An 11290-nucleotide genomic window follows, 5' to 3' on the forward strand; every position below is an offset into this window, starting at 1 on the left:
TTCGTTGTAATTAGGATAAAGCTAATTATTTACTAGCTTCTTCGATAGAAACGGTTTGTCTATTTTCCAAATGAAATTATAAGTCTATTTAAGTTTTAAAAAGTTCTAACAAATCTCAGTAAATCTTTATACAAAATAATTATTAAGATTTGTGTGCAACGTGTAAGCAGTCGACGAAATCTGTTAGCGATTCAGGAAGTTGATTGTTAAAAATAAGAATAAATTATATTGTTACTGTTAAATTGATGAGAATAAATATATATTCGTTATTTTGACTATAAATAAATGATATTGTGCTTCATTGTTTTTGAAAGATTTATATTATTAGTTTATAATTATCTCATAATTATGAAAGGAGAAAAACTATGAAAATAATGTTTGACTCAAATATATTTGACAAGCTTCCAACTTTTATTGATCAAATTAAATCATCTACTACAATTTACGAATATTATATAACTACTATTCAGGTAGAAGAATTATGTGATATACCAGATATTGAAAAAAGAAAAACAAATATTTTAATGCTTGCAGACTTGAGAGCAAAATTAATACCAAATAGTGTATGTGTTCTAGGACATAGTAGATTAGGTTATAGTCGTCTAGGTGAAGGTGATGTCTACAATTTAATTATTAATAAAAATAAAAGTAATATAAAAGATGCTATAATAGCAGATACAGCTGTGAAGGAAGGATGTACATTAATAACAGAGGATAAAAGATTTTATAATAAAATGAAATCTAATGGATTTGCTGTATTAAAATTTGATGATTTTTTATCTGAATTTTAGCATTATATATAAATTATTTAATTAATTTTTATAATTAATCTTAGTATTAGGTATTATTAAGATACAAGCTTTTAATAGATTTGATGTAGTTGTACTAACACTATATATTAAAGTGAAGAATTCAAAACAAGAAAATGAAGTAAAACTTTGGTTAAGAAACAACAATTTAGAATGCTTAATAGAATGTGTAGAACTTTCGACAGCATCATTGCAATAAAATTCTGAGGAATCATTATATTATAAAAAAATTGTAGTGAATTTTTTCATTCTATAGTATAAATAATTATAAAACTTTCATATTTATAGCAATTAAATACTTTGATTTTACTATATGTTTAATTAAAAGAATTATCTATTAAGTTGCTATGTTGATATTTTGTCAAAAAAGTTTTTTAGTGTTTAAATATATTTATCGAAAAATCGATGGAGAATAAAAAACTATATTTTGTGAAGTATAAAGTATTAAAAATATAGATATAAATCATTATGTTAATATAATAAAAATAGTATTTGATATTTTTAGAATTGGAATATTAATTGTACTACAAAACGAAGAATGATTAAAAATAATGTTAAAGTTTGATGTTGGTAAAAATGAACTAACATCTTTTTATTATTATCATTTTTAAAAGCAAAATATACAATAGAAAGGTAATTATTTCTTTTCGAATGAAAGATCACTATTAATAAAGGAATTATTAGAGAGTATAAAAAACAGATTAAACATAAGTATGTGACTGTCATGAGTCATAACTATCATGAATATTTTAAATCAAAGAACTGTCCACCCATAGTATTATTTTATAAAGGAAATCTAAACTTGATTGATAATGATTTGCCAAAGGAATATTCTACGCTTGAAAATGGAAAAAGATTTATCAGTACAGTGCATCCAACAGAACAGAATGGAAAGTTTGTATTTGATTATGTTGTGGGTGCTGAAAGTCAGGAAGATTTGGAAAGAATGCTTGAACATTTGAAAAGCAAGGAACTTCCTATAAAGAATTATGACAAGCCTAAGAAAAAGCAAATGGAAAGATAAATATTTACAAACATATTTTACTGACAAGTCATCTTAGTTATATGAGATGACTTTTTTACATAGCCAGAGTTTCTTCTGGCAAAATGGAAGGAGGATTGAAAATGTTATATAAATGGACTGAGGTGAAAAAATATGGCTGAAGTCATTGCAATTGCTAATCAAAAGGGTGGCGTTGGTAAAACAATGACATCTGTAAGTTTAAGTGCATGCCTAGCACTACATGATAAAAAAGTACTACTTGTAGATTTGGATCCACAAGGTCATTCAACAAAAGCATTTGGATATTATGACAGTAGTCAATATCCTTTATCCATGAGGGACGTGATTTTATCTGTTATTCAGGACATTCCTATTGATAATGAACAGCTTATTTTGCATAGCGATGAAAATGTAGACATTGTTCCATCAAATATATCACTTGCAAGTATTAATGCAACATTAGAGAGTGCAATGTGTCGTGAAACTGTTGTGAAAAGATTTATTGATACTGTCAGGGATGATTATGATTTTATTGTTATTGATACCAATCCATCATTGGACAATTTACCTATCAATGCATTGACTGCTTCAGATAAGGTCATTATTACTGTTCAGGCTGAACCCTATGGAGTGGAAGGTATGGCAGATTTATTAAAGTCAATCAATATGGTCAAACGAAATCTCAATCAGGATTTAAAGATTGAAGGTGTTTTGATTACCATGACGAACGAAAGAACAAACCTTTCAAAAAAAATTACAAATGATGTGAGGAAGAATTTTGGAAGTCATATTAAAGTGTTTGATATGACGATTCCACGATGTACCAAAGCAGCCGAATCTACAGGGACAGGGCAGAGCATATTCTTGTATGATCCAAAAGGTTCAGCAACCAAAGCATATAATGCTTTTACAAAGGAGGTTATCTTAAATGCCGAAAAAGAACATAAACGACATAAGAATACCTTCGTACGATGATTTGTTTACAAGTGAGGAACAACGTCAGGAAGCAAAATTAGAAAAAATCATGGAATTGCCAATTGATGAAATCCATGAGTTTAAAAATCATCCATTTAAGGTAAGAGAAGATGAGCAGATGCTGAAACTGATAGAAAGTGTAACTGAAAATGGAATACTTTTACCAACTCTTGTTAGACCTTCTAAAGACGGAAATGGTTATGAAATGGTTTCAGGACATCGAAGGATGAAAGCCGCTGAAATGAATGGTTTAGACACAGTTCCAGCGATTGTACGTGACTTGACTGACGAGCAGGCAACAATCATCATGGTTGATTCAAATATTCAGCGAGAAACGATATTGCCAACAGAACGAGGCTTTGCTTATAAGATGAAATTAGAAGCAATGAAGCATCAAGGAAAAAGAACTGATTTAACTTCTGCCCAACTTGGGCAGAAGTTAAAAGGTATTTATTCAGTGAATTTATTAGCAAAAGAAGTTGGTGAAAGTAAAAATCAAGTTCAAAGATTTATTCGCTTAACAGAGCTGATTGAACCATTAAGAGACATGGTTGATGGATTAAGAAAGGATAAAAAGAAAATAGCGTTTAATCCGGCGGTTGAATTATCTTATCTATCCAAAGAGAATCAGGAATTTGTAGTTAAATACATTGAGGAACTTGATTTAACACCAAGTCATGCCCAAGCTATCAGAATGAAAGAATTATCAAAAGAAAACAGATTGGATGAAAATGTTATCTATTCAATTATGACTGAAATTAAAGCCAATCAGAAAGAAAAGATTTCCTTTAAAATGGAGGATATTGATGAATACTTTCCTAAAGACTATACACCAAGACAAAAAAGCGAAGTGATTTTAAAATTGTTAAAATCTTGGGCAAAAAAAAGAAGTAAGGAACATGAAAGATAGCTAATGGTTACACATGTGACCTTAGAAATCGTAAATCATGTCATTCCAACAGACTTGTAAGGGGGAGTCTGTTTTTTTGCGTGGAAACGTGACTGCGTATTCCCCTAAGAACCCCTTTCTAACCTAACGGGTATATATAACCTGACGGAAGAAATCAACATATGTATTTAAGATATATTGCTTATATCTATAAAAAGAATAGAGGAGAATATTGTGAAGAAAAAGAAAGTGTTTGATAAAGTGTATAGATGTTTTGTAAGACGAAATACAAAAGGAAGTGAATCTGTTAGAAGAAAGAATCGAAACCCGAAAAAATCAGAAAAATCATAGATTTGTTATTCACAGGTGCTCAGTATAAAATGAAGACATAAAAGATATTAATCAAAATAAATAGGAGCTGAGTGATATGAAGAAAATGTTAATTATTTTATTTGTTGTGTGGTTAGCAGTGTTTTTAACTTGGGATAATGAGGAAAAGCAAAGAATGAAGGAAAACAATGTTGAACAAATCGAAAAGAATATTAGACCATATTTAGAATAATATGAAACTGAATAAACAAGATTATTAGGCATCTCAAAGTGAGATGTCTTTTTTGTTGGAAAGGAAATGACTATGAAAATCAAAATTAGATCGCCATGCTTAAATTGAGGAACAGAAAAAGTTCCTCTTTTTGATATAAAAAATTGAAATGTGAGGAGAAGAAAAATGTTAAAGAAAATAAAAAATATAGCAAAGAAATCAGTTCTATGTATAGCAAGTGTCATGATGTTAATGAATGGACTTGTTACAAATGCGTTTGCATTAACTGGAACAACCAGTTCAATTCAATATAAGGATTGGATTCTTATTGATCCTACCGATGGAAGTGAACATGGAACAGAGGGATACTTGTTGGTTGACAATCAGCCTGTATTCTGTGTAGATTACTTTACAACTTTTCGTAACAACAAGAAAGTAACAGCTGGAACATATAAAGATATTGGTATCAGTGAAGAAAAGGCAAAGAGATTGTCTTTGATAGCTTACTATGGAACGAAAGTTGCAGGAAGAACGGATAAGGATTGGTACGCAATCACTCAGGGACTTCTTTGGAGAGAAATTCATGAAAGAGATGATCTGGAGTGGGTGAGAACCCCAACAGCCTACACTTATGCAGAGGTTCAGCAAAAGTGGAAAGAAATTCTAGCTGATGTTGATAAGTTTTATGTGGCTCCATCATTTGCCAATAAGACACACAACATTGATGCAGATAAAACATTGACCTTGACTGATACAAAAGGTGTCTTGGAAGATATGGTAGTTGTAGACGATGGTGGTCTAGATGTTAAGATCAGTGGAAATACGTTAACTGTAAAAGGTACATCATCTATTACCAAAGCAAATATTGTATTGAAGAAAGACATTCCTGCAAGTGAAACTGGAGTCAGCATTTATTATACTGCTGATGACTGTCAGGCAGTTGCAAGTTTCAAAATTGATGATGTCATGCAGACTTCAATGAAAGTGACAGTCAATCAGTTTGGAAAGCTTGTACTAACAAAATACAATGATGATAAAACATCTACAATTGCTGAAACATCTTATCGCATTACTGGACCAAATGATTTTGACGAAACACACACAACTGATAAAAATGGAAAAATCAAATTAGATAGATTAGTTCCTGGTGAATACAAAGCAGTAGAAACAAAATCTGCTAATGGATATCTTATCAATGTAAGTGAAAAATCATTTGAAATAAAACCAAATGAAACAACTTCTATTGAATTTACCAATAACGAACCAACTGGAAAGATAGAATTAACAAAATCCATTGATTCTTCTAAAACAAATGGCTTAACTGGTGATGCAACATTGGAAGGCAATACTTACGAATTGCGTGCCAAAGAAAGAATCACAAATAAAGCTGGTACAAAAACATACTATGAAAAAGATGCTTTAGTATCATCTAAGGAAACAAATAAAGATGGAAAAATCACTTGGGACAATCTTCCTTTAGGTGATTTTTACATCAAGGAAACATCATCAAATGATTCATTGGTTTTAAATCCTTCTATTATCAACGTTTCACTTGACTATCAGGGTCAAACAGTATCTAAGGTGACCTCATCAAAGAAAACATCTAACAGAGTGAATATGCAAAAAATTCAGGTATTCAAATCTGGTGAAAAAGATGGAATTTCTGGCATCATAAAAGGACTGCAGGGTGCAGAATTTACATTTAAATTAAAATCTGAAGTTGATCATGTTGGATGGGATAATGCGACAACTTATGCAATTATCACAACAGCCGAAAATGGTCGTGCCACGACTCCATATCTTCCTCACGGAGAATATCTGGTAAAAGAAACAAAGACTCCAAAGGACTATATCACTGCGCCAGACTTTACTATTTCAATTACCGATGATTATACCGAATATGAAGATATTGAACAAATCAAGATTATTAATATCAACAATAGACCATTCACTTCTCAAGTCAGATTGGTCAAAGTTGATGAAGAAACAGGAAAGACAGTCACTTTAAATGGTGCAAGTTTCAAGATTAAGAACAGCGAGGGTAATTATGTTGTTCAAAAAGTTGCTGGACAAAAAATTGATACTTTTACAACAAATTCAAAGAATCAGGTAACTGTTCCTTTTGGTGAACTAGGAGAAGTCACTTTACCATTAGAATTGGATGCAGGAACATATACCATTGAAGAATTGAAAACTCCTGATGGATTTTTAGCTTTAGAAGAACCAATTTCATTTACAATCACTAATCAATATGATTATGACGTAGACGATGATAAAGCACCTATTCTTACTGTAAAGATAGCTAATGCTCAGCCAAAAGGAAAAATTGTCATCAATAAAACAGATAAGGAAACTGGTAAAGCCATGACAGATATTGAGTATCTGTTGACTGCAAAAAATGATATTGTTTCTGCAATAGATGGCTCTATTCTTTTCAAAAAAGGAGAAGTTGTTGCTAAAGGAAAAACCGATGTCAATGGACAAATCATTATTGACGATCTATTCATGGGTGAATATCGACTTAAAGAAACATTGACAAATGAAGGTTATGTTTTAGATGAAACTGTACATGACATTATCTTCAAGGCAGAAGATACAACAACTAAGGCATATACTCATGAAATCAATGTCACAAATATTGCTCCATATGGACAGATAGATTTATTTAAAACTGATAAAGATACAAAAGAACCATTAGGTGGTATTACATTTGAATTAACAGCAAAAGAAGATATTTATACTCTTGATGGAAGAAACTCATTACTGTATAAAGCTGGTGATAAAGTATCCGTAGATATTTCTGAAAATGGATTATATGTAACCAACGAACTTGGAGAAATCCATATTGGAAATCTTCCATTAGGAAAATATGAATTGAAAGAAGTTCAGACTCTTGAAGGATATGTACCAAACGATACTGTTTATGATATTGATTTAAGCTATGATCACAGTGATAAAATTATCTATACAAAAGAAATCAATATAGAAAATGAAAAAACAACAACTGAAATCTCTAAAGTTGATGCAACTGATGAAAAAGAATTAGAAGGTGCTCATTTGTCGTTAAAAGATAAAGATGGCAACGTCGTTGAAGAATGGGTTTCAGGCAAAGAATCTCATATCATCAGAGGGCTTTTAATAGGTGAAGAATATACACTTCATGAAGATTTGGCACCAATGGGATATGCAACTGCTTCAGATGTCACTTTTACAGTCAATGCTGATGGAATTCCAACAAAAGTGACTATGAAAGATGAAATCACTAAAGTGGATATTTCAAAGGTCGATGCAACTAACGAAAAGGAAATCGAAGGTGCAAAACTCACTTTGGCTGATAAAGAAACTGGTCAGATTATTGAAACTTGGACTTCAAAGAAAGAGCCACATCGAATTGAAGGTTTAGAAGTTGGAAAAACTTATATCCTGCATGAAAATCTTGCCCCAGCAGGATATGAAGTTGCCAATGATGTGGAATTTACTATTGCCGATACTGGAGAAGTTCAAAAAGTCATTATGAAAGATCAACCTAAGACAACTGTTGTGAAAACTGGAGACAATTCTCAAACAGGATTATATCTAGCGGTCATGGCAATGGTAGGAATTGCAGTCCTAGTGATATCAAGAAAATCAAAAAAGAAAGATGGTGACATGAGTGAATAATGCCCTATGGATTGCAACAGTTACATTGTCAATCATGATAGCTCTTTTAGGTATCAAGATATATGTCAAAGTCAAAAGACAAAAAAGAAAACTCATTGAAATGAAACATAAACAATAACAATCCATTTTAAAAGCAGGTGGCATCATTGCTGCCTGCTTTTAAATAATTAAACAAGGAAAGGAATGAAAATTATGATTTTTAAAACCAGAGTGGAACATCTCGAAAATGTCCTCAATGAAATAGGAAATTCAAATCTATACGAGTATCCACATGTTGATTTTGTTCTTGTCAAGGAAATCAATGGAAAAGATTACTATACAGCTGGTATTTCAAATGAAATCAATCCAGATGAATCTTTTCTATTTCGCCCAAAAGCTAGAGCTAAATCAATTCCCATTCAAAACCTTCGCTATGAAAAGCAAGAATACAAAAAATTGTTCAAAGAATGTATTGAAGGGTATGTTCTCCAGCAAATGCAGAAGGGTTATAAGATTATCTATATGTCCATTGACTTTCATATTGAATTATGGGGATTTATAGACAATTATTATCACAGCATTGATATTTTTGATGATGGTCTCATTTATTATATGTCTTTCTGTTATGGAATTGGTCTTACTTCTACTTTTTTATCTCACTATAGCTGTGGATATTTTCCAGATTTCATTCATGATTTTTTAGGTGAAGTCACATTTGAATCATCTAAGGAGCTAGCCAAAACCATTATAGAAAGTAACAATCGTATGATAACTTCCCTAGAACTCAGAAATGAACTATGCTACAAGATTCTTGACGGGAGAACAGAAAATGAAGAAAGTAGTTAAAGATTTCATCAATAACTCTTATCAAATATTAAGGGATAAGGAAGAATTTGATATGGTCATCAGTCAAGTATTATCATTTAAAAACGGAGATGGTACAACTGGATTTCAGGCAATAGCTGTATCTCAAAGTAATCTTGATGAAATAAGATGCATTCGTGAAAATATTCAAGGAAAATCAGAATATATGAAAATTCTTGAATGGGACTATAACATTGAGGACTATCTATTGGATGATCTTGAAAATGGGTTTGAGATAGAATATATGACATTGGACGAGCATTGTGGCATCTGGTGCACTATTGATAACTGGCGCGAAGATATTTCTCACATGAAAGGTCTTCAGAAATATCTATCCTACTGCCAACTACATGAAATCACTTCACAAGTCATTTCATTATATAGTTCAGATCATATAGATATTTCTGATCTTTATCAGGAGGCAAATGGACCATATAAAATTATTGCCGAAACAAGTATTGGGAGTAGAGCGATTGTTCTAGGACATAGCTCTATTTCCCCATCTCCCTATGTGACATGGGATACTACACCTAGCAGAAAATATGGATATTATGCTGGTCACTATTTTTCAAGTTACACAGATGCTTTCAAGGATTATAGAGAGCGATGTCAAGTCATCATGAGCAAACATCTTGAATTTGAAAGAAATAAAACAAAGCCAATCAAAGGAACAAAGAGATATGAGCGATGAAAATTCATTCAAGATGATATTACAGAATGATGATAAAAAAGTATATATTGACCTTTCAAAAGGATATGATCATGTTTCTAATTCCCTACGCAAGTTAGGATATTATCCTTATGATGTTAAATTTATTCATGTAAGATTCAAGTTTACACATCAAAGTAACGAAAATTTAAAATATCTAGCTCAGATTATTGATAAAGATGATTACATCATGGACGTATTTAGAGCATATCAATACCTTAAACATGAAAAAGGATTTGATAAACATTTAAGTGTGTTAATAAAAACACAGCAGGTTCATTCGATCAAAGACGTGCTGATTCAAGGAAATCTATATCAACTCTATAAGAACAGTAAAAACAATAATATACCCAACCTACAAAAGATAAAACTGGAAAATATAAGATTTCAGGAAATAACAATTTTCAATAAACCTGCTTTATTCACACCCTATCGAATTGATAGTAAAGATTTGCCTAAGGGGTTATACAAATATGAGTGTCAGTGTGATGATAATCAAGATGGAATAATTACAATGATAGGAAAATCTATTCGTGTTAATTTTTGGGGAACCATATTGACTACAAAGAAGATTGTATTACATCATGGATATAGAAATGTAGATGAGACTAAAGATATATTATTTAATGATTCTAAAAGTATCTTGATTCATGATTACTTCAGAAAATATCCTATCAGTAAAAATAATTATGTTCGTTAATATATATTGTAAACAAATTTTTTTTATGAGATAATCAAACTAGATAAATTAGAATTTACCAAAAAGATTGTCAGTAATGACAGTCTTTTTTGTACGACAGGCAGTTATACAAATAAATTAGTTCAGTGCAACTAATCTATTTTTTTATTATATATTGACTTTTAACGATAACTACTATAAAATATAGTAGTGTAGTTTATAGTAGAAAGGAGGACATTAAATATATGAAAAATTATGACAATTATTTTCTTCCTGTAGATAATATGGAAGAAGCAAAAAGATACTATGAGGAAATATTGGGGTTAAAAAAGAAATTTGATTTCTCTGATAAGGGAATGGTTGCTTATAATATTGGAAATGAAGAACCTGCAATAATTTTAAAAGACAAAAATAAATTTGAGAATTTAAAGCCTACAATATGGTTTGAAGTAGAAGATGTTGCAATCTTCTATAAAGAAATGTTGAATAATGATATAAAATTTTTGAGTGAGCCTTTTAAAATTGGAACTGGTAATGCAGTCGAGTTTGAAGATCCATTTGGAAATAGACTTGGCGTTACAGATTATATTAAGTAAGGAGTAGAGATTATGTCAAATATAGATTTGGTATTATTAGGACTTATTAAACAAAAATCACAAAGTGCTTATGATATTAAAAAAAATATAGAATATCGTAATATACCAAGATGGGTAAAAATTAGTGAACAGTCTATTTATAAGAAAGTATTACAATTAGAATCAAAAGAATATATTGTTAGCCATAAAGAGAAAGAGGGAAATATGCCAGATAAAGCAATATATACTATTACTAACAAAGGTAATGATTATTTTAATAAACTTATGAATGATATTTCAAATTCTGATGTTAGTCTATATTTGGATTTTAATGTTATTATCACGAATTTAGATTTAGTAGATGATGAACAAAAACAGATTCTTGTTTCTAATATAAAATCAAAGATATTAGAATTAAAAGAATTACTAAATGAAAGACGTTCTCATAGACAACATATTCCTAATGTTGGAAAACAAATGTTCAAACAACAATTAGCATTAGTAGAAACATTAGAAAAGTGGATAATTGATTTTGAGAATAGTTTAAAAGAACAAAATTAGCAAATATTGATTTTAAGTTAAAAGATAAATTTGTAGGGAGGGAAAT

General features: G+C 30.5%; 12 protein-coding genes. All 12 read left to right on the top strand.

Annotated features, from left to right (window positions below):
• Positions 1-365 precede the first annotated feature (365 nt).
• The 12 genes from ACZYT4_RS10185 to ACZYT4_RS10240 all read left to right on the top strand — a co-directional run bounded on the left by ACZYT4_RS10185 (position 366) and on the right by ACZYT4_RS10240 (position 11244).
• Positions 366-791 (top strand): PIN domain-containing protein, encoded by a 426-nt coding sequence (locus tag ACZYT4_RS10185; protein ID WP_463785326.1) that lies wholly within the window; start codon positions 366-368, stop codon positions 789-791.
• 742 nt (positions 792-1533) lie between these two features.
• The gene (locus ACZYT4_RS10190) at positions 1534-1833 is read left to right on the top strand and encodes a hypothetical protein (RefSeq protein ID WP_463785328.1); all 300 of its coding nucleotides are present in this window, start codon (positions 1534-1536) and stop codon (positions 1831-1833) included.
• Between the two features lie 132 nt (positions 1834-1965).
• Positions 1966-2787: a ParA family protein gene (locus ACZYT4_RS10195; protein ID WP_463785330.1), complete on the top strand. Its 822-nt coding sequence runs from the start codon at positions 1966-1968 to the stop codon at positions 2785-2787.
• Positions 2741-3697, top strand: a complete 957-nt coding sequence (locus ACZYT4_RS10200) for a ParB/RepB/Spo0J family partition protein (protein WP_463785333.1) — start codon at positions 2741-2743, stop codon at positions 3695-3697. Before ACZYT4_RS10195 ends, ACZYT4_RS10200 begins: the two co-directional genes overlap by 47 nt.
• A 406-nt stretch (positions 3698-4103) precedes the next feature.
• A complete protein-coding gene (locus tag ACZYT4_RS10205; RefSeq protein WP_463785335.1) occupies positions 4104-4238 on the top strand; it encodes a hypothetical protein in 135 nt (44 codons plus the stop codon).
• Positions 4239-4403: 165 nt separating this feature from the next.
• Positions 4404-7877, top strand: a complete 3474-nt coding sequence (locus tag ACZYT4_RS10210; RefSeq protein ID WP_463785336.1) for a SpaA isopeptide-forming pilin-related protein — start codon at positions 4404-4406, stop codon at positions 7875-7877.
• A complete protein-coding gene (locus ACZYT4_RS10215) occupies positions 7870-7995 on the top strand; it encodes a hypothetical protein (protein WP_463785338.1) in 126 nt (41 codons plus the stop codon). The genes ACZYT4_RS10210 and ACZYT4_RS10215 overlap by 8 nt, the downstream gene beginning before the upstream one ends.
• A gap of 65 nt (positions 7996-8060) precedes the next feature.
• Entirely contained in the window at positions 8061-8702 is a 642-nt protein-coding gene (locus ACZYT4_RS10220; RefSeq protein ID WP_463785340.1) for a hypothetical protein, read from the top strand.
• Positions 8686-9411: a hypothetical protein gene (locus ACZYT4_RS10225; protein ID WP_463785341.1), complete on the top strand. Its 726-nt coding sequence runs from the start codon at positions 8686-8688 to the stop codon at positions 9409-9411. The genes ACZYT4_RS10220 and ACZYT4_RS10225 overlap by 17 nt, the downstream gene beginning before the upstream one ends.
• Positions 9353-10129, top strand: a complete 777-nt coding sequence (locus ACZYT4_RS10230) for an LPD28 domain-containing protein (RefSeq protein WP_290140528.1) — start codon at positions 9353-9355, stop codon at positions 10127-10129. The genes ACZYT4_RS10225 and ACZYT4_RS10230 overlap by 59 nt, the downstream gene beginning before the upstream one ends.
• A gap of 224 nt (positions 10130-10353) precedes the next feature.
• Positions 10354-10704, top strand: a complete 351-nt coding sequence (locus ACZYT4_RS10235) for a VOC family protein (RefSeq protein WP_087302310.1) — start codon at positions 10354-10356, stop codon at positions 10702-10704.
• 12 nt (positions 10705-10716) lie between these two features.
• Complete coding sequence (locus ACZYT4_RS10240) at positions 10717-11244, top strand: PadR family transcriptional regulator (protein ID WP_087302312.1); 528 nt, start codon at positions 10717-10719, stop codon at positions 11242-11244.
• Positions 11245-11290: the final 46 nt, after the last annotated feature.

It is taken from the genome of Massilimicrobiota sp. mt181 (genome assembly GCF_055420065.1).

Excerpts from the sequence above, each read along its gene's own strand:
- ACZYT4_RS10225 (WP_463785341.1), top strand. The coding sequence starts at position 8,686 with ATGAAGAAAGTAGTTAAAGATTTCATCAATAACTCTTATCAAATATTA.
- ACZYT4_RS10220 (WP_463785340.1), top strand. The coding sequence starts at position 8,061 with ATGAAAATTATGATTTTTAAAACCAGAGTGGAACATCTCGAAAATGTC.
- ACZYT4_RS10210 (WP_463785336.1), top strand. The coding sequence starts at position 4,404 with ATGTTAAAGAAAATAAAAAATATAGCAAAGAAATCAGTTCTATGTATA.
- ACZYT4_RS10235 (WP_087302310.1), top strand. The coding sequence starts at position 10,354 with ATGAAAAATTATGACAATTATTTTCTTCCTGTAGATAATATGGAAGAA.
- ACZYT4_RS10240 (WP_087302312.1), top strand. The coding sequence starts at position 10,717 with ATGTCAAATATAGATTTGGTATTATTAGGACTTATTAAACAAAAATCA.
- ACZYT4_RS10195 (WP_463785330.1), top strand. The coding sequence starts at position 1,966 with ATGGCTGAAGTCATTGCAATTGCTAATCAAAAGGGTGGCGTTGGTAAA.
- ACZYT4_RS10185 (WP_463785326.1), top strand. The coding sequence starts at position 366 with ATGAAAATAATGTTTGACTCAAATATATTTGACAAGCTTCCAACTTTT.
- ACZYT4_RS10200 (WP_463785333.1), top strand. The coding sequence starts at position 2,741 with ATGCCGAAAAAGAACATAAACGACATAAGAATACCTTCGTACGATGAT.
- ACZYT4_RS10205 (WP_463785335.1), top strand. The coding sequence starts at position 4,104 with ATGAAGAAAATGTTAATTATTTTATTTGTTGTGTGGTTAGCAGTGTTT.
- ACZYT4_RS10190 (WP_463785328.1), top strand. The coding sequence starts at position 1,534 with ATGAGTCATAACTATCATGAATATTTTAAATCAAAGAACTGTCCACCC.